The 25,888-nt window shown below is 39.5% G+C and carries 20 protein-coding genes and 3 pseudogenes; 2 read left to right on the forward strand and 21 right to left on the reverse strand.

Annotated elements, in window-relative coordinates:
- Positions 1–168: 168 nt before the first annotated feature.
- From meaB to QUF86_RS21885, 12 genes and pseudogenes are all read right to left on the reverse strand, one after another.
- Positions 169–1,203, reverse strand: a complete 1,035-nt coding sequence (gene meaB / locus QUF86_RS21830) for a methylmalonyl Co-A mutase-associated GTPase MeaB (protein ID WP_289335642.1) — start codon at positions 1,201–1,203, stop codon at positions 169–171.
- The gene (gene scpA / locus QUF86_RS21835; protein WP_289335643.1) at positions 1,204–3,384 is read right to left on the reverse strand and encodes a methylmalonyl-CoA mutase; all 2,181 of its coding nucleotides are present in this window, start codon (positions 3,382–3,384) and stop codon (positions 1,204–1,206) included.
- Positions 3,381–5,462, reverse strand: a complete 2,082-nt coding sequence (locus QUF86_RS21840) for a methylmalonyl-CoA mutase family protein (RefSeq protein ID WP_289335644.1) — start codon at positions 5,460–5,462, stop codon at positions 3,381–3,383. The genes scpA and QUF86_RS21840 overlap by 4 nt, the downstream gene beginning before the upstream one ends.
- Before the next feature lie 150 nt (positions 5,463–5,612).
- The gene (locus QUF86_RS21845) at positions 5,613–7,163 is read right to left on the reverse strand and encodes an acyl-CoA carboxylase subunit beta (RefSeq protein WP_289335645.1); all 1,551 of its coding nucleotides are present in this window, start codon (positions 7,161–7,163) and stop codon (positions 5,613–5,615) included.
- 39 nt (positions 7,164–7,202) lie between these two features.
- The gene (accB, locus tag QUF86_RS21850) at positions 7,203–7,694 is read right to left on the reverse strand and encodes an acetyl-CoA carboxylase biotin carboxyl carrier protein (protein WP_289335646.1); all 492 of its coding nucleotides are present in this window, start codon (positions 7,692–7,694) and stop codon (positions 7,203–7,205) included.
- Between the two features lie 208 nt (positions 7,695–7,902).
- Entirely contained in the window at positions 7,903–9,258 is a 1,356-nt protein-coding gene (gene accC, locus QUF86_RS21855; RefSeq protein WP_289335647.1) for an acetyl-CoA carboxylase biotin carboxylase subunit, read from the reverse strand.
- Between the two features lie 120 nt (positions 9,259–9,378).
- Positions 9,379–9,663: pseudogene (locus QUF86_RS21860) on the reverse strand (electron transfer flavoprotein subunit alpha/FixB family protein); the annotation flags it as partial.
- A 141-nt stretch (positions 9,664–9,804) separates the two neighbouring features.
- Positions 9,805–10,053, reverse strand: a complete 249-nt coding sequence (locus tag QUF86_RS21865) for an FAS1-like dehydratase domain-containing protein (protein WP_289335649.1) — start codon at positions 10,051–10,053, stop codon at positions 9,805–9,807.
- A gap of 68 nt (positions 10,054–10,121) precedes the next feature.
- Positions 10,122–11,264 (reverse strand): acyl-CoA dehydrogenase, encoded by a 1,143-nt coding sequence (locus tag QUF86_RS21870; protein ID WP_289335650.1) that lies wholly within the window; start codon positions 11,262–11,264, stop codon positions 10,122–10,124.
- A 139-nt stretch (positions 11,265–11,403) separates the two neighbouring features.
- Positions 11,404–12,186 carry an SDR family NAD(P)-dependent oxidoreductase gene (locus tag QUF86_RS21875; RefSeq protein ID WP_289316775.1) on the reverse strand — a complete coding sequence of 261 codons (783 nt, stop codon included), beginning with the start codon at positions 12,184–12,186 and terminating at the stop codon, positions 11,404–11,406.
- A 221-nt stretch (positions 12,187–12,407) separates the two neighbouring features.
- Positions 12,408–12,884 (reverse strand): 2,4'-dihydroxyacetophenone dioxygenase family protein, encoded by a 477-nt coding sequence (locus tag QUF86_RS21880; protein ID WP_289335651.1) that lies wholly within the window; start codon positions 12,882–12,884, stop codon positions 12,408–12,410.
- Between the two features lie 188 nt (positions 12,885–13,072).
- Positions 13,073–13,861 carry an SDR family NAD(P)-dependent oxidoreductase gene (locus QUF86_RS21885; RefSeq protein ID WP_289316777.1) on the reverse strand — a complete coding sequence of 263 codons (789 nt, stop codon included), beginning with the start codon at positions 13,859–13,861 and terminating at the stop codon, positions 13,073–13,075.
- A 145-nt stretch (positions 13,862–14,006) separates the two neighbouring features.
- On the opposite strand from QUF86_RS21885, the gene QUF86_RS21890 reads away from it, so the two are divergent.
- Positions 14,007–14,912, forward strand: a complete 906-nt coding sequence (locus tag QUF86_RS21890; protein ID WP_289335652.1) for a LysR family transcriptional regulator — start codon at positions 14,007–14,009, stop codon at positions 14,910–14,912.
- A 101-nt stretch (positions 14,913–15,013) separates the two neighbouring features.
- Here the strand turns inward: QUF86_RS21890 and QUF86_RS21895 are convergent.
- The 5 genes and pseudogenes from QUF86_RS21895 to QUF86_RS21915 form a co-directional block, all read right to left on the reverse strand.
- Positions 15,014–15,632, reverse strand: a pseudogene (locus QUF86_RS21895) (CoA-transferase).
- A 117-nt stretch (positions 15,633–15,749) separates the two neighbouring features.
- Positions 15,750–16,430 (reverse strand): annotated as a pseudogene (locus QUF86_RS21900) (CoA transferase subunit A).
- Between the two features lie 328 nt (positions 16,431–16,758).
- The gene (locus QUF86_RS21905; RefSeq protein ID WP_289335653.1) at positions 16,759–16,917 is read right to left on the reverse strand and encodes a hypothetical protein; all 159 of its coding nucleotides are present in this window, start codon (positions 16,915–16,917) and stop codon (positions 16,759–16,761) included.
- A 345-nt stretch (positions 16,918–17,262) separates the two neighbouring features.
- Positions 17,263–18,552 carry an MFS transporter gene (locus QUF86_RS21910; RefSeq protein WP_289316780.1) on the reverse strand — a complete coding sequence of 430 codons (1,290 nt, stop codon included), beginning with the start codon at positions 18,550–18,552 and terminating at the stop codon, positions 17,263–17,265.
- A 115-nt stretch (positions 18,553–18,667) separates the two neighbouring features.
- Entirely contained in the window at positions 18,668–19,723 is a 1,056-nt protein-coding gene (locus QUF86_RS21915) for a TauD/TfdA family dioxygenase (RefSeq protein ID WP_289316781.1), read from the reverse strand.
- A gap of 479 nt (positions 19,724–20,202) precedes the next feature.
- Here QUF86_RS21915 and QUF86_RS21920 point away from each other — a divergent pair, with 479 nt between their 5' ends.
- Positions 20,203–20,976, forward strand: a complete 774-nt coding sequence (locus QUF86_RS21920; protein ID WP_289335655.1) for an SDR family NAD(P)-dependent oxidoreductase — start codon at positions 20,203–20,205, stop codon at positions 20,974–20,976.
- 128 nt (positions 20,977–21,104) lie between these two features.
- Here QUF86_RS21920 and QUF86_RS21925 read toward each other — a convergent pair whose 3' ends face one another.
- The 4 genes from QUF86_RS21925 to QUF86_RS21940 form a co-directional block, all read right to left on the reverse strand.
- Positions 21,105–22,052, reverse strand: a complete 948-nt coding sequence (locus QUF86_RS21925; RefSeq protein ID WP_289335656.1) for an alpha/beta hydrolase — start codon at positions 22,050–22,052, stop codon at positions 21,105–21,107.
- A 182-nt stretch (positions 22,053–22,234) separates the two neighbouring features.
- A complete protein-coding gene (locus QUF86_RS21930) occupies positions 22,235–23,233 on the reverse strand; it encodes a TauD/TfdA family dioxygenase (RefSeq protein ID WP_289335657.1) in 999 nt (332 codons plus the stop codon).
- Between the two features lie 161 nt (positions 23,234–23,394).
- Positions 23,395–24,696, reverse strand: a complete 1,302-nt coding sequence (locus tag QUF86_RS21935) for an MFS transporter (protein WP_289335658.1) — start codon at positions 24,694–24,696, stop codon at positions 23,395–23,397.
- Between the two features lie 94 nt (positions 24,697–24,790).
- On the reverse strand, positions 24,791–25,846 hold the full coding sequence (locus QUF86_RS21940) for a TauD/TfdA family dioxygenase (RefSeq protein WP_289335660.1): 1,056 nt from the start codon (positions 25,844–25,846) through the stop codon (positions 24,791–24,793).
- Between the last annotated feature and the right edge of the window lie 42 nt (positions 25,847–25,888).

The raw sequence follows: 25,888 nt of genomic DNA on the forward strand, positions 1-25,888 counted from the left end.
TTTCCATTTCTTTATTTTTACTTCTGATTTTATACTGTTATTAGGGACATGATATTAATTAACGGTATATTGTATATTTTAAAGGTTCCGTTAATTAACTTTTGTAAATAAACGTCAAAATAAAAGATGCATGAGTACAATTGATTGCGAACCCATTCCTTCTTTTTCCTATCCATTTTCATCATAAATGTTGAATAATTGTTGGACTGCGAGTGTGGGAGAAGTATGGCCGTTAAGAAGCAATCCTTCCATTTTAGTAATGTTTTTTTTCATCGATGGATTACCATAAAATCTCGCCTTTAATTGGTCCTCTATCATAGAATGAACCCAGTCAATCATTTGTTCTTTTCTTCTTTTTCCAATGAATCCATTCCTACTGGTAACTTGTTTATATTTCTGAATGACCTTCCAAATGTGAGATACGCCTTCACCCGTTAAGGCAGACACAGTAAATGCTTTTGTTTCCCAACCCTCGGTGATTGGCTGTAAGAAATGAAGGAGGCGATTGTATTCCACCTTTGCATTCATGGCAGCTTGTTTGTTTTCGCCATCCGCTTTATTAATGAAAATAGCATCAGCTAATTCCATCACCCCTTTTTTCATTCCTTGTAGCTCATCCCCTGCACCAGTCAGCATAATAACTAGGAAAAAATCCACCATGGACCGGACGGTTATTTCACTTTGGCCAACTCCGACGGTTTCCACGATTATTACGTCATACCCTGCTGCCTCACAAATAAGAAGGGTTTCACGGCTTTTTCTAGTGACCCCTCCTAACGTCCCACTCGACGGTGACTGTCGAACATATGCATGTGGGTGGCGTGAAAGATGCTCCATTCGTGTTTTGTCACCTAGAATACTTCCTCTAGATACACTGCTAGTTGGGTCAATGGCTAATACCGCTACACGGTGATTTTGCTCACAGAGCATCATACCAAAGGATTCAATTAACGTGCTCTTACCAGCCCCAGGAACGCCTGTAAAGCCGACCCGAATTGATTTTCCTGTATATGGAATCAGTTCTTTCAGCACTTTTTGTGCCATTTCCATGTGTTTGGGTAAATTGCTTTCAACTAAGGTGATCGCTTGAGCAATAATTGCACGATTTCCATTCATCACACCCTGCACATAATCATCAACCGTAAGGTGTCTTCGTCTTGTCGATAAGAGTTGCTTGGATTGAATGCTTTCTTTTTCTGTCATTTAAGTAACCAATCCGAGACGACGATTTAATTCTTCTATAACCTGTTGTGCGGCAATCGGGATAACCGTTCCTGGTCCAAATATGGCAGCTGCTCCTTTTTCTATTAAGTAACTGTAATCTTGAGCAGGAATAACACCGCCAATCACGACGGCAATATCTTCACGGCCTAAATGCTTCAGCTCTTCCACGACTTGAGGAAGTAATGTTTTATGACCAGCCGCAAGAGAGCTCATCCCTAGAACATGTACATCATTTTCCACGGCCTGTAAGGCTGCTTCCTCTGGGGTTTGGAATAAGGGACCAATATCAACATCAAAACCAAGGTCTGCAAAAGCAGTCGAAATCACTTTAGCTCCACGGTCATGTCCGTCCTGTCCCATCTTTGCAATCATAATTCGAGGGCGTCGGCCTTCATTCTCTTCAAATTGATTGGACATTTCACGGACAATTTTCACTTGTTCCTCTTCCCCAAACTCTGCACTGTACACTCCGCTAATCGAACGAATAACTGCTTTATGTCTCCCTACTACTTGTTCATATGCAATCGAAATTTCTCCTAGGCTTGCTCTAGCGCGAGCTGCATTTACCGCTAGCTCTAAGAGGTTTCCTTCTCCAGTTTCAGCCGCTTTTGTAATCGCTTGAAGTGCTGCTTCTACCTTTGCTTTATCTCTTTCTGCCCGGAGCTGCTCTAAGCGGCGAATTTGCGCTTCACGGACAGCAGTATTATCAATATCTAATATCTCAAGAGGGTCCTCTTTTTCTAAACGGCATTTATTCACTCCAATGATCGATTCTTTACCAGAATCAATATGCGCTTGTCTTCTAGCAGCCGCTTCTTCAATTCTCATCTTTGGCAGGCCTGTTTCAATGGCTTTTGCCATTCCGCCAAGTGCTTCGATTTCTTCAATATGTTCCCAGGCTTTTTCAAGTAATTCAGCCGTAAGTGACTCCACGTAATAGGAGCCGCCCCATGGGTCTAATACGTTGGTTATCCCCGTTTCATCCTGAAGGTATAATTGGGTATTTCGAGCTATTCGGGCAGAAAAATCGGTCGGTAAGGCAATCGCCTCATCCAGTGCGTTCGTATGTAGGGATTGTGTATGACCAAGAGCTGCAGCCATCGCTTCAATACAGGTACGTGAAACATTATTGAATGGGTCTTGCTTTGTTAAGCTCCATCCAGATGTTTGCGAATGGGTTCGAAGTGCTAACGACTTTTCATTTTTCGGGTAAAACCTTTTCATTAGCTTCGCCCAAATTAAACGAGCTGCGCGCATTTTAGCCACTTCCATATAGTAATTCATTCCGATTGCCCAGAAGAAGGAAAGACGTGGAGCAAATCGATCAATATCAATCCCTGCTTTTAAACCCGTTTTGACATACTCTAATCCATCTGCAAGGGTATAGCCCAACTCTATATCGGCCGTAGCCCCCGCTTCTTGCATATGATAACCGGAGATGCTAATGGAATTAAATTTCGGCATATGCTGGGACGTGTATTCAAAGATATCTGCTATAATTTTCATTGACGGTTCTGGAGGATAAATGTACGTATTACGAACCATATATTCTTTTAAAATATCATTTTGAATTGTTCCAGAAAGCTCCTCTTGGGGAACTCCTTGTTCTTCAGCTGCCACGATGTAAAAAGCCATGATGGGCAGGACAGCTCCGTTCATCGTCATCGAAACAGACATTTGGTCTAATGGGATTCCATCAAATAAAATCTTCATGTCTAGAATGGAATCAACGGCAACGCCGGCTTTTCCCACATCGCCTACGACTCTAGGATGATCCGAATCATACCCACGATGTGTAGCTAAATCAAAGGCGATCGAAAGCCCTTTTTGTCCTGCAGCTAAGTTTCTGCGGTAAAACGCATTACTTTCTTCCGCCGTAGAAAAGCCAGCATATTGACGAACCGTCCAAGGTTGTGATTTATACATAGCTAGGTAGGGACCTCGAAAGAATGGTGCAATTCCCGCCACATAATCTAAATGATTCATTCCTATTGTGTCCATATTTGTATAAAGTGACTTTACATCAATTTTTTCATAAGTCGGAAAAGCTAAATTATCAAAATACATTCCAGAAAGTTTCTCGGCATGTTTACTCCACTCGCTAAATTCTCCTTCTATTTCATCTGTATATGCTACTTGGGTAAAATCTGGTTTTGTCATGAAACAGCCACTCCTTTCTCCTGTAGAAGTTGACTTAATATGTCATAGCAATTTGAGCCAACATGAACAAATTCAGCTATTCCAGCCTCTTTAAATCTGACTTCATCTACTTCGCTAGGCTTTCCTGCTAATAATACGGTTATTTGTGCATCCGTTTTTTTAATAGACATTGCAAGTGGAATGGCAGCTTGTTGATAGTCTTCATCTTTTCCACAAATGATTACAAAATCTGCCATGGACGCAACGATTGCCTCGGCTGCTTCTTTTATAGAACCAAATCCATTGTTTTGAATAACATCGAAACCTCCTACTTCAAAAAATCCTGTAGCAAAATCTGCTCGCACTTTATGATCTGAAATAGGTCCTAAGTTTGCTAGATATACAATCGGTCGATTTCCAGTTTTCTCTGCCATTTTATCAATGGATTGACGAAGTTCTTCAAACTGAAGTGCACCTCTGGTTGGCTTGATTGCTTTAACACAAACCGCAGCTTCTGACTTCCTACCTGTTGCTTTGGCTATTTCACCTAATGATGCACCTTGTTTTGCTGCTTGGATCGCGGTCTCTGTTTTATTTGAGCTTACGGCTAAACTTCCTACCGATATATGTGCTCGGCCTACTACTTGATTAATATGATCATTAATTTGGAGCGTTTCATTTAACGCTATCCAATCTACCTCTTTTTCTGCCAAATTCACATACATATTGGTACCAACGAATATATCTTTTCGGTGAGCGATGTTCCTCACTCGCTTTGAAGCTGTTTGTTGAACAACATTTTGTGGGAATTCTTTTATTAATGACTGGAAAATCCCACCTTTTCGCTCTGTTTCCTGGAAAAGTCCCCATGCCTTTTGGGCAACCTCATTTGTCAGTACTTCTACGTACCAAGAGCCACCGGCTGGATCGATTGTCCTCGCAATATGAGCTTCTTCTTTTAATATAATGGAGGCATTCCGTGCAATTCTTCGTGAAAAAGCGGTGGACTTTTGAATCGCTTCATCAAAGCAACTAACATGAATGCTGTCAGCTCCTCCGACTGCTGCAGAAAATGCTTCTGTTGTAGCACGCAGCATATTCACATAGGGATCAAAAACAGTTTTTGTCCATGCAGATGTTCGTGCGTGCATCGTCATCTTCTGGGCTTCTTCATTCCCACCAAACGTTTCTACAATTCTGGCCCAAAGAGTTCTTGCGGCCCGAAGTTTGGCAATTTCCATAAAATAACCGGAACCGATTGAGAACGAAAAACGGATACTGCTGGCGGCTTTATTTATATCAATTCCTTGGGAAGTTAGTGCTTGTAAATATTCGACACCTGTTGATAAGGAAAAAGCTAATTCTTCAACCGCACTACTTCCACCGTCATGATAGATATTTCCATGGATTAGAACTGTTTGTAAATGGGGGGTATTCTCATTTGCCCATTTTGTTATGTCGGCCATCAATGTATAACAATCTTCCAACTCATAAGCCAATGTTCCATTTGCTACCAGTTCCGCGACTGGATCCATTCCTATACACCCATGTAATTCCTCCACTTGTCGTCCGGACTGTTCTAGATGAGCAATAATCAAAGCGAGGATTGGCAATGAATTTGCACCAGCTCCTACGTGAATAGGAACATTTTCAAAGTCAATACCTTTTAGTGCATCGGCTATATCGGTTACCCCTGAAATCGATAGTCCTGCTTTCCCTACTTCTGAAGTAGCTTCACTCGCATTTATTCCACGTTTCGTTGGTGTATCAAGGACAATATTTAATGAAGTTTGCCCCTCGCTAAGGTCATGCCGTGCTACTTTATTAAAAGAAGTGGGTATTCCAACATTGATTTCCTGATTGATTTCCCATCCATTTATAAGCGTTTTAGTGCCGCGAGTAAAAGGAGCCATACCTGGCAAAGACTGCAGAAAAGGAAGATTGGCGGCATCCTCCTTTCGATACATCGGCTGAAGTAAAATTCCTTCATATGTTTCTGTAATAAGTCTTTTTTCAAAAGAAGCTCCTTTTAAAGATTTTTCTGTTAGGTCACGCCACTGTTCATAACTTGGGATCTCAAATTCTGAAAATCGGTCCACTATTTTTTTATCCATTTTAAGTTGCGGTAAGCATAAATCACCATGCTATCGCTCTCTCCCTTCTATACCATTTTACGATAGGCGTTTTTTCATCTTTACACGTTTTTCTTCTATTAATATAGGTAGTTCATAAACTATTAAAGAAAAGGTTTATAAAGGGATATTTCCATGCCTTTTCTTAGGTAATGCTTTCTTCTTGTTTTTTAGCATTTCCAATGCACTAGCGATACTTTTTCTCGTATCCCTTGGGTCAATTACATCATCAACAATGCCATTAGCTGATGCGACGTAAGGATTGGCAAACCGTTCGCGATATTCATTGATTTTTTCTTGCCTGAAGGCCTCCGGATCTGTACTTTCACTAATCTCTTTTGCAAAAATGATATTGGCCGCTCCAGCTGGTCCCATAACCGCAATTTCTGCATTAGGCCAAGCAAATACTAAATCTGCCCCGATTGCTTTACTGTTTAAGGCAACGTAAGCCCCACCATATGCTTTTCGAAGAATCACGGTAATTTTGGGAACCAAAGCTTCCGAATAGGCATATAAAATTTTCGCTCCATGCCGGATAATCCCGCCATGCTCTTGTTGAATTCCTGGGATAAATCCACTCACGTCTTCAAACGTAATTAATGGAATCTTAAAGCAATCACAGAATCGGATAAAGCGAGCACATTTGTCAGATGAATCAATATCAAGACCACCAGCCATCATCTTCGGATTATTTGCGATAATACCGACTGTATCGCCGTTTATACGGCCAAAGCCAATGACAATGTTTTTAGCGAATTTCGGCTGAACTTCCATGAAATTTTGATCATCGACAATTAAATAAATCACCTTACGCACGTCATAAACCTTCGTTCCGTCAATCGGGACAACATCAAGAAGTTCATCAATTCTTTCATCCAAAGGAATTTTATTTACTGGCTCTTTGTAAGGTGGCTTTTCTTCATAGTTTGATGGCAAGTAGCCAATTAATCTCCTGACTTGGTTTAATACGTCTTCTTCTGTTGGTCCAGTAAAATGGGCATTTCCACTTATTGTGGAATGAACGGACGCGCCACCTAAATCCTCACTATTAATTTTTGCTCCCGTTACCGACTCAATTACCTTTGGACCTGTAATAAACATTTGACTTGTTTTTTCTACCATGAAAACGAAATCTGTAATCGCAGGAGAATAAACAGCCCCCCCGGCACAGGGTCCCATAATCACGGAAATTTGTGGAATTACGCCTGAATAAATGGAGTTTCGATAGAAAATGTGTCCATATCCGTCTAGTGATAAAACACCTTCTTGAATTCGTGCTCCACCTGAGTCATTTAACCCGATTATAGGTGCTCCATTTTCTGCTGCTAAATCCATGATATTGGTAATCTTCGTCGCATGCATTTCGCCAAGGGCTCCGCCGAAAACAGTAAAATCTTGAGCAAAAAGGAAAATAAGGCGCCCACCAACCTTACCGTATCCTGTAACAACCCCTTCTCCAGGAGCCTCACTGGATCCATATTCAAGGCCGCGATTTTCTATGAATGGGTTTATTTCAACGAATGTCCCTTCATCCACTAATATTTCGATACGCTCTCTAGCAGTAAGCTTCCCGCGTTCATGCTGGGCATCAATCCGTGTATAACCGCCCCCCAGCTTCACTTTTTCCCGTCGTTCTTCCATGATCTCGATTTTATCGAACATATCCATGCTGTGAGTCCTCTCCTATCAGTGTTTAAATTTTATTGCTTATGCTGTTTTTACGAGGAACAAGGGCTGACCATATTCAACAACCTGGCCATTTTCCACAAAGATTTCAACAATTTCACCACTAACTTCCGCTTCCAGCTCATTCATAAGCTTCATGGCTTCCACAATACATAGCACTGTGTCTTCTTTTATTTGATCTCCCACTCTTACATAGGCATCAGAATCAGGTGATGGAGCCGCAAAAAATGTTCCCACCATTGGCGAAGTAATTTTATGAACCGATGTGTCCTCAGTAATTGTCGATGGTGTTTGTATTCCTTCCTGCTTTTGAACGGGGGCGGCTTCCACTTTCACAGGTGCGACAGCAATAGTCGCTGGGACTTGTGTTTCTTCTATAAGCGCTACTGGTTCGACATTCATTTGTTTGCTAATCGTTATTTGCTGATCATTTTCACCTTTAATCGTTAATTCTCCAATTGAAGAACGGTCCACTGCCCGAATTAATTCTTTAATGTCATTCATTTTAAACATGAGGAAACACTCCTTCTACAATTTATTTTCTGTTATTTTTTCTTTACTCATTTCATATTTCTTAGAATCTATGAAATCTCAACCCCATAGGTTCAGTCCCGATTTTCCGGTCATTCTCATCAACAATTGCAAAAAATTGTTTTTCCACCATTACCTCTTCTCTTTACTAAATAATCTAGTGCTACTGAATACTTCAAAGCACCACTAGTTACTTAGTGGAAACCGTTAAATCATTCATCTCTAAAAATTTCGTGTTAAAATTACCAGCTTTAAAATCCGGATGCTCTAATAAGCGAAGGTGGAAAGCGATTGTTGTATCAATTCCTTCAATGACGAACTCGCTTAAGGCTCGCTTCATCCTTGCAATTGCTTCTTCCCGATTTTTTCCATGTACGATTAATTTGGCAATCATCGAATCATAAAATGGTGAGATCGTATATTCTGGATAAACTGCGCTATCGACTCGGATTCCAAATCCACCTGGAGGTAGGTATAATCCAATTTTCCCAGGGGATGGCATAAAGTTTTTATCAGGATTTTCTGCATTAATCCGGCATTCGATCGCCCAACCATTGATATGAATATCTTCTTGTTTGACAGATAGCCTATGACCTGAGGCAACTAGTAATTGTTCTTTGATTAAGTCTACTCCTGTTATAAGTTCTGTTACAGGGTGTTCAACTTGAATACGGGTATTCATTTCCATAAAGTAAAAATTTTTATGTTTATCTAGTAAAAATTCAATCGTACCTGCACCTGAATATTGTACGGCCTTCGCGGCTTTTAATGCCGCCTCTCCCATTTTCGTTCTTAGTTCTTCATCAAGTGCAGGGGATGGCGCTTCTTCAATTAGCTTTTGATGGCGTCTCTGGATTGAGCAATCACGTTCCCCTAAGTGCACGACATTGCCAAAGGAATCACCCATAATTTGGATTTCAATGTGTCGAGGCTCTTCAATGTACTTTTCTAAATAAACACCTGCATTACCAAAAGCTGTAGATGCTTCTTGCTGCGCCATTGAAATCGCTTTTTTTAACTCTTCCTCGCATTCAGCAACCCGCATCCCTTTTCCACCACCACCAGCAGTGGCTTTAACAATAACGGGATACCCGATACTTCTTGCTGTAAACTCAGCTTCCTCAATATCTTCAATAATCCCATCAGTACCTGGAACAATTGGTACGCCAGCGGCTTCCATCGTTTCTCTCGCTACCGCTTTCGCCCCCATCTTACTGATTGCCTCAGGTGATGGTCCAATAAAAATGATATCGTTTTCAATACATATATTAGCAAATTCTGCACTTTCAGCTAAAAATCCATAGCCAGGATGGATAGCATCTGCATTTGATACTTGAGCAACAATTAACAAATTTTTCATATTCAAGTAGCTCTTAGATGATAGGTGTGGTCCAATGCAATAGGCTTCATCTGCTAGACGTACATGCAGAGCTTCACGGTCTGCTTCAGAATATACAGCGACCGTAGATATCCCCATTTCCTTACACGCCCTAATGACTCGGACAGCAATTTCCCCTCGATTAGCAATAAGAACCTTTTTAAACATATACAATTTCCTTTCCAAAAGTTTATTATTGTCTATCAATCACTCCATTGATAGCAGTTTTTTATTGAGAAGAGATGCACTTATTAATCAGAAGTAATGCATGTTCTATCCTGGATTTCTTTAAGAATTTACTAGTACTTTTGTAATTTCTTTCGTTAGAAGCGGGATCACCTCAAACAAATCCCCCACAATACCGTAGTCCGCTACTTGAAAGATAGGGGCTTCGGGATCTTTGTTAATCGTAACGACAACTTTAGAGTTAGACACCCCGGCTAAATGCTGAATGGCACCTGAAATTCCGCAGGCAATGTACAAATCAGGGTTTACGACTTTTCCCGTCTGTTCGATTGGAAGTGAGTAATCTCAGTATTCAGCACCTAGCACATCCGCCAATTCCTGAAGCGGTTATGTTCCATCCATTCGGTCAGCAACGAGCTATAAGATTGGATTTACAAATCGCTTGATGGCAAAACCGCTTCAAAAATCCCAGAGACTTTTATGTCACCTTCACTGTTTTTCGCCTGTACTTCACCCACAACTACGTTGTCAGCCTTTTTCTCTACCACTTTGCCAACAAACCTCCATTTTCTCTTGAAAGCCATAACCGCCATGGTAATCAATGATTTGCAAGAAAGTGAGCGGAACAGGAATACCATCATAACCAGCATCCTTAGCTGACTCCAAGCTGTAGAAAATTGGGTTATCATCCCCTATTGCAATCGCCAATTCTTTTATTTTTCCTTTTTCCAATGCCATGCTGTAAGGCTCTAACTCGTGCCCAAGTAAATCTTTCACCTTTGACTAGCCCATTCGCCTCTTTTTAATTGATTACCATTCCTGTTTTCGTTAATTTTGAGTTTTTTCTATGCTTTAAGTAGCTTTCCGGCAATAACAAGACGCTGAATCTCTTGCGTCCCTTCATAGATTTGGGTGATTTTAGCATCTCTCATATATCGTTCTACCGGGTATTCCCTTGTGTATCCATATCCGCCGAATACTTGAACAGCCTCCACCGCTACTTCCATGGCGGTGTCTCCAGCAAATAGTTTGGACATTGCAGATTGAAGGCCGTAAGGAATTCCTTGATCCTCACGCCATGCTGCCTGATACGTCAATAAACGGGCAGCTTCGATTTTTGTGGCCATATCGGCTAATTTGAATTGAATAGCTTGAAGTGAGCTAATCGGTTTTCCAAATTGGACGCGATCCTTTGCAAATGCGACAGCATTATCAAATGCTCCTTGAGCGATTCCAACAGCTTGGGCAGCGATTCCGTTCCGACCGCCGTCGAGAGTCATCATGGCAATCTGGAACCCTTCACCCACTTGGCCCAAAAGATTGTCCTTTGGAACGCGGCAGTCCTCAAAAATGACCTCTGTCGTGGCGGAAGAGCGAATGCCTAGCTTTTTTTCCTTCTTTCCTACCGAGAAACCTGGGAAGCCCTTTTCCACAATAAACGCAGAAATGCCTTTATGCTTTAGTGCCGAGTTTGTCTGTGCGAAAACGATATAAGTGTCGGCATAGCCTCCGTTGGTGATAAAAATCTTCGATCCGTTCAAGACCCATTCATCTCCGTCTAGAACGGCTGTTGTTCTCATTCCACTGGCATCAGATCCGGATCCAGATTCCGTCAAACAATACGCACCCATGTTTTTTCCTTCCGCCATGGCCCGCAAATATTTTTGCTTTTGATGTTCCGTTCCAAACTTGTAAACCGGCCATCCGGCTAACGATGTATGTGCGGAAAGTGCGGTCCCAATTGAAGCGTCCACCCGAGACAATTCCTCCACCGCGATCACATAACTCAAGTAATCGGCACCTGCACCTCCGTACTCTTCTGGCCAAGGAATGCCGCATAAACCAAGTTCCGCCATCTTGTGCCAAATCTTGATATCAAAGTATTCCTCTTCATCACGTTGAGCAGCAGTAGGTTCACATTCGTTTAGAGCAAACTCTCGCACCATTTTTTGCATCATTTGATGTTCCTTAGATAATAAAAAATTCATCATTAGTCCCCTTTTTTGATTTTGTTATTCCAAACATGATATCTTCTGAAAAACTATGTAAGCTATTTGCCATAGTAAATCTATAAAGATAATACTTTTAAAAACTCCAACCCTTTCAAGGATGGGACTTTAATTCTATTTACACTTTTTGTTCGATAAGCTTTCGGGTATAGATGGTTACCCATTTCCTTGGCAGCAATCCCACAGATTTAGCCATGAGTTTATTTTTAAAGCCTGGAATGATCACAGTTTTATTCTTCATTAAACCTTCAAATCCGCACTTGGCAACAGCTTGCGGTTCTATTAAGTTCTTAATGAAAATTTTTGTTCTTGTTGAAGCCAACCCTTGCGTGAGCGGCGTTTTGGTAGAAGGGGGACATAATACAGAAGCTTGAACTCCGGTTCCTTTAAGTTCTTCCGCAATTGCTTCCGTAAAGAATAAGACGTAAGATTTGCTGGCACCATACATCGACATTCGTGGAGTTGGCTGAAAGGCTGCTGTTGAAGCCACGTTTAAAATTTTACCTTGCTTTCGTTTCACCATGTCATCCGCAATAAGTCTAGTTAAATACGTGAGCGAGATCATGTTGAGCTGCAGGTATTCCATTTCTTTTTGAATATCCAATTCCGTCATCAACCCTAATCCGCCAGCTCCAGCATTATTAATCAAAATATCGATGTCGATTCCTTCGCTTTTCAAGTATCGATGCAAGCTCTCTACGGTTGTATGACTGCTCAAATCGCCGGCAAAAATATTCACTTGCACGCCATATTCCTTTTTTAAACTCTCGGCTTGTTGTTCCAACAACGCCGAATCTCTGGCAACTAATACCAAGTTATAACAATGCTCTGCAAAAACTTTTGTGAATTCATATCCGATCCCTTTTGTAGCACCAGTAATCAAAACCGTCTCTGCTGTCATTTATCATTATTCCTCCTAACGTTATTATCTGTTAAATTAGAATATTGGAAATTTTAAAAATATTATCATGTTAATGATTATACTTATAAGTTTTAATTAAATAAAATTAAAAATATTAATATATAAATTATTATTACTAATATTAAAAGAAAAGGCCCCAAAAAAAGAGAAAAGCCTCTTCGTCATTTGGACGCCGGGCTTCTCCTTTTTTATAAATCTAACTAAAATTTAGTCACATCAATAGGTTCAATTCCTTCAGCCGCGCAATGTTCATAGTATCTTTTCAGGAATGTTTCCCAATTGTCTCTGGCAACAATTTCTCCTTCTTCACCCAAATAGTCTAATGTTCCTTCTACAATATTGAAAGTTATAACATCTTCATCCCCTACAGCTATCGGCGTATGTTTGGAGCCTGCAGGCTCATAAACCATGTCACCAGGTTTGGAAATCCAAGGCTCCTCGAGATATCTCCAAGTCCCTTGGACGGTATATACAATGACTGTTCCAGGATGGAAATGGGCCGGAAGCTGCATTTTCGCAGGAACACATAATAACGTAACCGTCTGTCCTGTCACAGGGTTGGCTTTAAGCAATTTAAATTTCGAATCTCCAAAATATGGAATCCAAGGCAATTCATCTACACTAACATTACCTGCATGAAATACTTCTACTTCTTTTACATCTTTTAAATTACTCACTTAAAATCCCCTCTTCCAATAAATATTTATTAAATTCGCTTATTGTTTTCGCTTTCATCAACAAGCAAATTAAATAGTTCAAATTTATTAATTTCAGTATATTCTTAATTATAAATTAAGTAAAATCGATATTTTTTAATTGCAATTAAGAATGATTAATTTACGCAACCACGTTATTTGGATGAAATTTACTTAGCCCCAAGTCCACCATCAAGAGTCAAAATATGTCCAGTACAATAATCAGATGCTGCTGAAGCAAAGTAAAGGAGTGCACCTACCAAATCATTGTCACTGCCTAATCTTCTAACTGGAACTTGTGAGGCAATGAAAGGGCCTGCTTTGTGTACAAGCGTTCCCGGTATTTCTGGGTTATTCATTCCTGTAGTGAAAACTCCAGGAGCAATAGAATTTACATACACTCCATGTCGGCCCCACTTAACTGCTAGATCCTTCGTTAAAGTCATCACTGCACCCTTACTAGTTGTATATCCGACAGAATCAACAGCTTCCGGGTCAACACCTTTAAAGCCGATACTAGAAGAAATATTAATGATTTTACCGTATTCATTATTAATCATATGTTTTCCAACTGCCTGACACATCAAGAATGTTCCTGTCACATTTGTATCCAGCATAGCTTGCCATTGTTCTAAAGGCATATCCGTAGCAGGAGACTCAAAAACTGTTCCGCTGCTGTTGACTAAAATATCGATTTCCCCAAAATGAGAAACCGCTTTCTCCACACCTTGAACGACAGATTCCCGATCTGTGACATCCAATGATAGAACAAGTGCCTGTCTTCCTAACGCCTCGATTTCTTTTACAACTGCTTCGCAAACCTCTAAACGCCGTGAACATACTACAACGTTTGCTCCGGCTTCTGCCAACGCCAGTGCCATTACACGCCCTAACCCGCTGCCTCCTCCGGTAACGATTGCTGTCTTACCATTTAAATCAAACATTTGGTTCAATGACATTTTAGTTCTCCTCCCGTTTTTAGAATATTCAAAGATTTTTAAATATTGTTGATATTGATTATACTAATAAATTATAATTAAATAAAATTAAAGATTTTAATGTGGTAAGTAAGTATTACTAATATTTAAAAAAAGGAGAACAGTCATGAATATTGAACAATTACTATATATCGTAGAAGTCGCAAAATACAGTTCTCTGTCTATCGCAGCACAGAATTTACATGTGACTCAATCCAACATCAGCCAGTCCATAACCAACTTGGAAAAGGAGTTGGGGATTAAAGTTCTTAAGCGGTCACGGGGACACGGCGCTGTCCCAACCGATGAAGGAAGAATCATTCTGAAACTCGCCTATGAAGTACAAAAAAAACTTGAGGAAATAAAAGTGACTGCTAACTTATTGAATTCCACGGATGTGGGGGAACTAAAAATATCGTCATTACCCGGATTGATGACGTTCCTGGTAAAAGCGATAGCATCGTTTAGACATGATTATCCGCACGTAAATTTGGAGGTTGCCGATAAAAGTGGATCTGCTGTAATTGAAGATGTTCGACAGCATAAGACTGACATTGGACTGATTACGTATTCAAGTGATTTGAACATAAACATGGAGGGAATAGCTTATGAAGCATTAATCGAAGGGAAGCAGAAAGTATATGTTTCTAAGCATTCTCCCTTAGCCATCATTGGTACTATAACTCCGCATGATATACTTGATCAAACTCTCGTGACATATAAGGGTGAATTTATGCAGTATTTTGTACAAGATTTCTTTCATAAATATAAGCCATTGAAAATCTTATTCACTTCAAATAATATGGATGGAGTTCTCCAAGCCATCAATGAAAATTTGGCAATTACATTTGCTCCTGATTTCGTAATGAAAAACTATCCCCTTATCATTAATGGCGATATCGTTCCAATTGATTTGGTGTATCATCCGACTGTAAATATTTCTTTAGGATTAGTTCGATCAGAGAATAAACATTTGTCCACTTTTGCCAACAAATATATTCATTATTTAAAATCAGAAATTATTAAGAATTAAAAAAGAAAAAAAGAGAAGGTTCTTCGTCTCAAGGTGGGCGAAAAAGCTTCTCTTATTACAAATCTATCTTTACCCTAACAGGAATTAGCAGTGTTATCTCTTTACCTTGTAATAGAAGCCTTTTGGCGATCCCCTTTACCACATGTCAAATTGGCGCTGATCGTAAAGGAAGCCTCCGTTTTTTCCATCACTACATCAAGTGAAACACCTTCTTGAGTTTCCACAAGAATCATTCCCTCGGGAGTAAAATCAAATACAGCCAAGTCCGTAATCAGTCGATTTACAACCTTTTGACCTGTCAATGGAAGGGATCAGTTTTTTTTGAACTTGAATTCATTGTACTAATTGGTGTGCTCCATTATGACCACAATTCTTTTGGCACCATGGACAAGATCCATCACACCCCCATCCCTTATCCGGGATCATCCAATTTGCCGAGTCACCTTGTTCGGAAACCTCCATCCCACCCAATACAGCCAGATCAATGTGTCCCCCACAAATAGTCATAGCAAAGGACTCAGCACTGTCATAGAAAGATCCACCGATTACCGCTGTAACCGTTTCTTTCCCTGCGTTAATAAGATCAGGATCTTCCATCCCTTCACCTGGATAAGGTCCGATGCCAAGCAACCCATTTTCGGATTGCGATAATTCATGTAATTCTTTCGGTATTTCGTTCGCAAGTAAAGTAGGCATTCCAATTCCTAGATTCACGATCATCCCATTTTGAATCTCTTGAACCGCACGCTTAATGATTTTTTCCTGGTATCCATTCTGTTAATCCTCCTAAAAAATTGCATTGTAATTTTTTGCGGTAAGTTACCCTTTAAAGGTAAGTTAAGTAGGTATGACGGTACGGCGTTCAATTTTTTTCACATAATTTTTTCCTTCCAATATCCTTTGGACATAGATCCAAGGTGTATAAATCTCATCCGGATCAAGAGCAACCACTTCAACCATTTGCTCCACTTCGGCAATCATAATCCTGCCTGCCGTTGCTGCGAGTGGATTAAAATTCCGCGCTGTCTTCCGGTAAATAAGATTTCCTAACGGTTCACCTTTCCATGCCTTGACGAAGGCAAAATTCCCAACAATTCCTGCTTCAAGAATATGCGTTCTGCCATTAAATAATCGGTGTACCCACGCCAGTCGGGGTATAGAAACCAGGAATGCCAGCTCCTCCTGCCCGAATTCTTTCCGCCAGTGTACCTTGGGGAACAAGCTCTACTTCCAATTCTCCACTTAAAAATTGCTTGTCAAAGATCTTGTTCTTACCTACATAGTTTGCCACCATTTTCTTAATCTGTTTATTGGTAAGCAGTAAACCCATTCCCAATCATCCACCCCACAATTGTTACTGACAATCGTTAGATCTTTTGTTCCCTTTTCACGCAATGCTAGAATTAGATTCTCGGGAATTCCCGACAGACCAAACCCACCAACAATGATGGTTGCTCCCTCTTGAATATCTTGAATCGCTAAATAAAATGTTGTGTTTAACTTTCCATGCCCAGCCAATTTGCATAGATAGGAAACAGCCTTCTTTAACTGGTATGTCCTGATCGTTCTTTCAATCAGATAGGACTTCTCAGTTGCAGTTAGAATTATTTCTTTTTCAACGCACGCCTTTCTAACTCTTCCAGCTTTTTTAGAAAGTCATTTTCTGCTTCAAGGAATTTGATTCTCGCTTCGGCCTTCCTAAGTTGATCCTCTACAGACTGTGGCTTGGAAGAAGGGCGTCCTGTACTTCCTTTCCAAAGCCTTCCTCACCATACCTTTCAAAGGCATCACGCAAGCGCTGTAGACAACTGTTCCTTACCAATTATTTCGAGATTAAATCCATGTTCTATGAAAATTTGAAAGGGGATTTCCCCTTTTTATACTCCTTAACAACTTTTGTTTTAAATTCCGGATTATAGGAAATAGAACGCTCTGAAGCACTTATGATATTTGGATTCTTTTCAAGTTCTTTAATTTGAAATTCAGTATATATATTCTTACTCATAGAAACCCTCCGTCCATACTCATTACACCTATTGAAACAGAAAAAAAACCGGATAAGGGACACTTTTTTATGTGTGTCCGTTATCCGGGGTATAGTTCAAATAAAGAAGGCCCTTTACAGTTCAAATCATGTTACGAAACTAACTAAATTACTTAATCCTCCACTTCAATATGATCATCAGCGTAAGTCTCGCATATCTTATCCTGACAACTCCAGCACTTACTGCGATTTCGCTCCATAATAACTAATTCTTCATGACACAATACACAACAGTCCATCTCAGAAACGGCCTTTTCATTTTTACACATAGTTTATTTCCCTCCTTGATTCACCTATTAATGATTTTTATACAATAACTTGTTCCTCAGGTTTTGTCGTTGTTTGACTTTGGTTCACGGGACGGACAATGGTCCAAAACAATAATCCGATTACGAACATAACCAAAGAAGTTACTTGGAAGCCATAACCATATCCAATTGCCTCTGTACCTGCATACTGGATAAGATACCCGAAAATGAGTGGAGCAATAATGCTTGTTGAACTTGATAGAGCCACATAGGTCCCTTGAGCCTTTCCAATGTTTTTGGGAGAAAAGAGTTCCATTAATATGGCGGGTGCGAGTGAAAGAATAACAATCGCAAAACCTGGAGCAAGGATGAAGAATAGAATGGAAATAGCACTAGAATTAAAGGCATTTGCAAGAAATAAACAAATAGCGGATAGCACCATCGTAATCCCTGCAACATTTATTCGTGCTTTACGAATATCTCCTGTTTTGCGATAAAGCCGATCCGATAACAAGGCAAATACAATTTGGCAAATGGCAGCAAATAGAAAAGGTAAAGACACCGCAAGTTTTAACATTTTCCCATCAAAATGTTGAATTTCGGTAAAATATGCAGGAAACCATACCGCTTGAACGGACAATAACCAATAGGCACAACCTGCACACAAAACGGTAAAAATAAAATTTTTAGATAAAAGATACGGAAGAAACTGACGCCAAGAAACATTAGAAGAAAATATTGAGTGCTTATCTTCTTGATCAAAAGTATACGAACCAATTTCTTTTGGGCTTTCTTTTCCAAGAATCAACCATAAAACTAGCACCATTAATCCAACAATCCCCATTGCTATAAAAGCAGATCTCCATCCATATCCATTGATCAAGGAGATTAATAATGGCGAAGCAATCGCGGGCCCGATTGTTGCTCCAAAGAGAACAGCGCCAAAGCCTATACCATGTCTATGTTTAGGGAACCATTTTCCTATTATTGAAGTTGATATAGCAACTGCAGGACCTTCTCCTGCTCCCAAGACCATTCTTGTTATTACTAGCAGAGACAGACTGGAAACAAAAGGTGTGGTAAATTGAACAATCAACCAGACAAACGAGATCCAAGTAAACATTTTTTTCGTATTTCTTGAATCGGCCATTCCCCCTAGAATGAAAGAGGAAAAGGTAAAGAACCAAAAAAACGAACTGCCGACAATTCCCCATTGTGAAGGACTTAAATGTAACTCTTTCATTAGAGGAACAGAAACCAAACCAATGATAATTTTATCAACCTGGTTGATCATACCTGAAGCTACAAGAATTAATAATATGATCCAAGAATATTTAGGTGTTTTCAAATTAATAATCTCCCCTTCTATTCCGTTAACATGAATCAATTGGTGTTTTAAAAGTTTTTAAAGGTAAATCTTCCGTGTTTAACCTCGTCTAAACTCTTTATATTTATTAATCCCATTACCTCATTTTATCTGCAATACCTCCAGCTGTTTTTTCACGTACCGGAATACCGCCGCGACCCACATTACCTGTTTTCTCATCAATGAACATCGCGAAGTCTGGCGCAATTTCTCGCCCATTTGGCATCGTGAGCCACAATCTTAATAAATGACGTTTGCGTTCAGGTTCTTCATAGTCTTCGTATACAGTACGTGAATGAAGAACAGAATAATTATTAACAAATTGCATATCACCCGGTTCCATCATCATATCAATATGCATGTTTTCATCATAAAGGAGGGAATCTATTAAGTCATATGCTTCAGTTTCAACTTTTGACAAATATCTACCTGTTTTCGCTTGTGCCGATTCGACATATCCGCGGTTATATCTGCAGCTTAATTTACCTGCGTAATAACTAAAGACTGGTGATGAATAAACAGGAGATTCACCTGGTGTTTCCTCACCACGACGATCCAAGAAATATGGAAGATAGAGAATTCCAAGATACTCTGGGTACCTATCCAGAATTTCATTGTAAACCGCGATGGAACTTACGATACTACTGTAACCGCCAGCTTTAGCTTTTCGAAGACTTAATAATCCGACTACGTCAGATCCATCTGGGTGAAAGGGAAGATGAGCATTCGTTTGGTAACCACGTACATTTGAATCATTGATGTCGAGACCTTGGTCAACAACATGCCCTAATAGATCACCTTTTGCGTTTTGTGTTACCGGGATGCCCAGGTGGACTCCGAGACCCCAGTAAATGATGCTTGCTTCATCATCTGTATACTTTTCAATTGGTAAGCCACGAATTAATAGAAAACCTCTCCCATTTTCCAGCTCGTTTATAAAGTAGGCTATTTCGTCAGAAAGATCCGGAATTGGAAAGTCCTCCTTGTTAAAATCAGGTGCCTTTAACCCTTTTTGTTTTACATAGAATAAAGCGCTTTCAAGAACTGCAATCGTTTTCTCTGACAAATAATAAATCCATGAATCATCTTTTGTTAAATCAATACCTTTCCAAGCCACTGGTCCTTGAATTTTTTCCTTTAAAATAGACGGCACCGAGAATCCTCCTTCGTTTACTATTGCAATTTTACCTATAGTTCCTAATGAAAAAAGTTTGGGCTGTTTTCCTACTTTAAAAGCGACTGCCACTATCTTTCAAACCCTTATACAAACAATTATTGCTTAATAAATGATGTTCCTTGTTCCCCCCTTCCTTTCCATGGAAGCGCTTTAAATAATTTCTGACTGTTATAATTGTTATTCCGTTAATTATATTCATAATTTTCAGTTAAATAAAATTAAAATTTTTAATCTGCAAATAAACTTTACTAATAAATGGAAAATACAACACACTTGTACATGCAATCTTACTACACATATCATTATATTAATAAAACTTAAGTGCAATTTAATATTTTTAATTTTATATAATTATCATTTATAGGTAGAATCAAAGATAGAAATGATTAAATATTCTAATAAATAACTTTCAAGCAGAGTCTAATACAAGTTAATTCGAAACAGGAGGTTGAACTATGGACTTAAAATTATCTGGAAAAAAAGCACTTATCGTTGGAGGAAGTAGGGGGATTGGCAAAGCTATTGCCCGTCAGTTGGCTTTGGAAGGTGTAGATTGTACGATTTGTTCAAGAAACGAATCTTCACTAAAGAATGCAGCAGACGAATTGGCCAAAGAAACCAACAGAAGTATTTATCCAATCGTGGCAGACACTAATGATCCTGACTCTATCCTAAATTTAGTTGAAAAATCAGCAGCAGAAATGGGAAGCATTGATATTTTAATCAACAGTGGAGCCCGTGTTGGAGGACATGAACCAGAGGAATTTAACAGCATTAAAGATGAACTTATCTTGAAAGATTTTGAAGAAAAGTATTTGGGCTATTTTCGTTGTATCCGGGCTGTTGCTCCTTATATGATTCAAAATAATTGGGGACGTATTATCAATATAAGTGGACTGGCAGCTAGAATTGGCGGCAATTATTTTAGTTCCGGACCTCGTAATGCATCTGTTGTCCATATGACAAAATCCGCTTCATTAGAATTAGGAAAGCACGAAATTACTGTCAATGCTGTTTATCCAGGGATTGTCGATACGGAAACGTTTAGAGGCCGTGTCACTAATGAGGAAGCTATACGCCAGGCAGCATCAATGAATGCCCTCGGCCGCTTGATTACACCAGAGGAAATTGCTCATGTCGTTACTTTCCTAGCCTCACCTTTGGCGGCATCGATAACTGGCGATGTCATTTCGGTAACCGGTGGAATTGGAAATACCGTTTATTACTAAATGCCTAGGGTTGCTATTGTTACTGTTTCGTTGATTATCAATAATTTCTATTTTTAAAAATAAATAAGTTATTTTAAAAAGCGAGCCTCACTAAATTCTGAGGCTCGCTTCATTTAGTACATTTTCTTTCAATCTATCCCTATTTTATATTTTAAGGAACTCAAGAACTTCTCGATCCTAGAAACAGTCAATTCTATGTTCTTTGAGAAAATGGCCATTTGTACAAAAAATCCGTGGACCATCCCGGGTTCACATTCATATTCAACTTGAACACCAAAATCTTTCAGACGTTCAGCATAGGCCATTCCTTCATCCCGAAGCACATCATTTTCCGCTGTAATAACAATTGCTGGCGGGAGACCACTTAAATCTTGAGCTACCAAGGGGGAAGCATACTCATTACACCTGTCCTCATTATTCCTTAAATAATGATCACGGAACCAAATCAAGTGTTCGCGATCAAGACCAAATCCTTTTGCAAAGGTTCGATGGGATTCCGTATTGAACTCAAGATTTGTCGCAGGATAGATTAAGACCTGTGCAGTGATTTTTGGACCTTTTTTGTTTCTCGCCATCATCGTAACTACAGTCGCTAGATTTCCACCTACGCTATCCCCTCCAACTACCAATCGAGAAACTTCTCCGTTAAATGAAGTCCCTTTTTCAAAAACCCATTGCAATGCGGAATAGGCGTCTTCTACTGGAGTAGGAAACTTATACTCTGGAGAAAGACGATAGTTTACGGATACAACAATACTTTCCGTTCGATTCGCTATCATTCGGCAGCTAGCATCCGTTGATTCAATGTCTCCTAGAACCCATCCTCCACCATGGTAGTAAATAAATAGAGGGAAAGGACCTTGCCCTTCCGGTATATATACCCTGCATTTGATTGTTTCATCCTGGCTTACCGGAATCATGAAATCCTCAACTTTTGAAAGCGGTTCTAGTTTTACAGCAGGTCGCGGTGCTTTAGAAAGCAGCTCTCTTACTGACCTATGATCCATCGTATGAATAGATGGCAGCTGATAAAATGCTTGTAAATATTTTTCTGCTTGCGGATCTAAATTTGCCAAAAAACATCATCCTCACTTCAGGTTATTTTTAAATTACCCAGTCTAAATGCGAAACCATTATTCCTGGTCACGAAACTCTCAGATTAACTTCAAAATAAAAACATAAAATGGTGATTTTATTCATCATTTTCGTTGAATAAAATCACCATACAAGAAATATTGGTGATTTTATTCACCGGTTTTTATCTAATTACAGGTGCTCCTCCTATATAAAACTCGAAACCTGGGGCAATTTTTCGGCCATTTGGCATCATGAGCCATAATCTTAATAAATGACGTTTGCGGTCATCTTCTTCATAATCCACAAATAGTGTCCGTGAATGAAAAACGGTATAATTATTAACGAATTGCATATCACCCGGTTCCATCATCATATCAATATGAAAGTTTTTATCAGCAGTAAGGGAATCTATAAAATTAAATGCTTCGATTTCCTCTTTCGACAAAGAGATACCTGTTTTCGTTTGTGCTGATTCGACATATTGACGCATATATCTGCAGCTTAATTTACCATCATAATAGCTAAAGATCGGTGATGGAACTACTGGAGATTGACCTGGTGCTTCTTCCCCACGAAGATCATGGGCAAATGGACGATAGAGAATTTCAAGGTACTCTGGGTGATTATCCAAAACTTCATTATAGATAGACATCGCACTAGCGATACTGCTTAAACCGCCAGATTTCGCTTTACGAAGACATAGTAATCCGACAACATCAGCGAGATCTGTGTGATAGTCAAGACGTACATTCGTTTGGTAACCTCTTACTTTTGTATTATCATTAAAGTCTTTACCCATGTTTTTGATATTCCCTAAGAGTTCACCCTTTTTTCCTTGAATGATCGGTAGGCCCAAGTGAAGTCCAAGACCCCAGTAAATAATACTAGCTTCATCGTCGGTATATTGATCCATTGGTAATCCACGAATCAATATAAATCCTCTCCCATTCTCCAGCTCGTCAACAAAATAAGTAATTTCATCAGCGAGATCAGGAATTGGGAAATCCACCTTGTTAAAATTGGGTGCCTTTAACCCTTTTTGTTGAACATGTAATACAGCCTTGTCAAGAGCTGCAAGGGTTTTCTCTGACAAATAATAAATCCATGAATTATCTTTTGCTAGTTCGATACCTTTCCAAGCTGAACGCCCTTGAATTTTTTCCTTTAAAATAACTGACATACATATTCCTCCTTTATATTTGTTATATCGCTGTAATTGACCGAATATTTTGAATTTGTTATTCATGGTACACTTATTAATTATTAATTAAATGAAATTATCATTTGTAACTTAATTAAGTTAGATTAATATAATCTTACTAAGAATCTTTCAATCTACATTTATATCTCTTTAATACTCACTTGCTCATCTGTTTCAATTATTGTGTGGCTTTCCTTTGCGGGACGTACACCGATCCAAAACAATAATCCGATAATGAGCATCCCTAAAGAAGAGGCTTGAAATGCGTATCCGTATCCGATAGCTTCAGTCGCTGCATTTTGAATAAGATAGCCAAATACGAGTGGAGCAATAATACTTGTAGTACTCGCAAGTGCAATGAACGTCCCTTGTGCCTTTCCAATATTCTGGGGAGAAAAAAACTCCATCAATATTGCGGGTGCGAGTGAAAGAATGACATACGCAAAACCCGGAGCAAGGGTGAAGAACAATATGGACATCGCCGTGGAATTCGCGGCATTTGCTAGGTATAAGCATAGAGCGGATAACATCATCGTTAAACCGGCAAGATTTATTCGTGCTTTGCGAATATCTCTGGTTTTACGATAGAGCCGATCTGATAGAATGGCAAATCCTAATTGGAAAAAGGCTGCAAAAAGAAAAGGTAAAGACACGGCTAATTTTAATGTTTGACCATTAAAATGTTGAATTTTGGTAAAATAGGCTGGTAGCCATACCGCTTGTACGGACAATAACCAATAGGCACCCCCCCCGCACAAAACGATCAGAATAAAATTTTTAGATAATAGATGCGGAAGAAACTGACTCCAAGAAACTTTAGAGAGACTGGATGATTGCTGCTCCTTTTGCTGTATCGACGGCCAGCCGATTTCTTGAGGACTTTCTTTACCAAAAATCATCCATAAAACCAGCACAATCAATCCCAGAATACCCATCGCTATAAATGCAGATCTCCATCCATAATGATCAATCAAGGAGATTAATAATGGTGAAGCGATCGCAGATCCCCCTGTCGTTCCTAATAGAACCGCACCAAAGCCGATGCCGTGCCTATGTTTCGGGAACCATTTTCCCATGATTGCCGTGGATAGAGCGGGGGCAGGACCTTCACCGGCTCCCAAAATCATTCTGGTTAACAAAAGCATAGACAAACTGCTAACGAAAGGGGTGAAAAATTGAACTATCAACCAAATCAATGACATCCAAGTTAACATTTTTTTCGTGTTTTTTGAATCGGCCATGCCGCCAAGAATAATAGAGGAGAAGGTAAAGAACCAAAAGAAAGAACTTCCTACGACTCCCCATTGAGATGGACTTAAATGTAACTCTTTCATTAAAGGAACGGAAACCAATCCAATAATTATTTTATCCACTTGGTTGATCATCCCGCTAAGAACTAGAAATAATAAGATAATCCAAGAATATTTTGGAGTCCTTGTCATGTAAATCTCCCCACGTTTTCCTATATAAGGAACACCTTTTTCTGAACTCTGAAAAGGTGTTCCAACTCGTTCTTACTAAACGTTTTATAAAAAATCACTTCAGGGTTTCTACAATACCGCCTGAAGTTGTTTTACGTTGCGGTACACCGCCGCGACCTGGTTTACCCGTATTCTCATCAATAAACATCGCGAATTCCGGGGAAATTTCCCGACCATTTGGCATCGTGAGCCACAATCTTAAAAGATGACGTTTGCGTTCCGGCTCTTCATAGTCTTCGTATTGAGTACGTGAGTGAAGAATCGTATAATTATTGACGAACTGCATATCCCCTGGCTCCAACATCATGTTATAATGTAAATTCTCATCATGAAGGAGGGAATCCAGTAAGTCTAATGCTTCAATTTCCACTTTTGACAATTGGATGCCAGTTTTTGCTTGTGCTGATTCGATAAATAAACGGACATATCTACAGCTCAGTTTACCATCATAATAATTAAAGATTGATGATGTAAATACTGGAGGTTCTCCCGGCGCTTCCTCTCCACGGCGATCAAAGGAAAATGGACGACAGAGAACTCCTAGATATTCCGGGTTCTTCTCCAGAATTTCATTGTAAACAGTCATCGAACTGATGATACTGCTGTGACCTCCAGATTTCCCTTTTCGCAGGCTTAATAATCCAACAACATCAGATCCATCAGCATGAAATGGAAGATGCAGTTTCGTTTGGTAACCACGTACATTAGAATTTTCTAGGCTAAAACCTTGATCTTTGACGTGCCCTAAGAGGTCACCATTTGCGTTTTGCGATACCGGAATGCCCATGTGAAGTCCGAGACCCCAGTAAATGATGCTTGCTTCTTCATCTGTATACCTTTCAATAGGTAATCCACGAATTAATAGGAACCCTCTCCCATTCTCCAGCTCTTCAACAAAGTAAACGATTTCTTCATATATATCAGGAATCGGAAAATCCTCTTTGTTAAAATCAGGTGCTTTTAAACCCTTTTGTTTAACATGAACTAAAGCGTTCTCAAGAGAGGCAATCGTTTTTTCAGACAAATAATAAACCCATGAATCATCTTTAGCCAGATCAGTGCCTTTCCACGCTACTTGCCCTTTAACTTTTTCCTTTAAAATGGTTGACATAATTAATCCCCCTTTAATAAGTTGGTTCATTTCTTACTTCAC

Source organism: Peribacillus sp. NJ11 (genome assembly GCF_030348405.1).
Taxonomy (GTDB): domain Bacteria; phylum Bacillota; class Bacilli; order Bacillales; family DSM-1321; genus Peribacillus.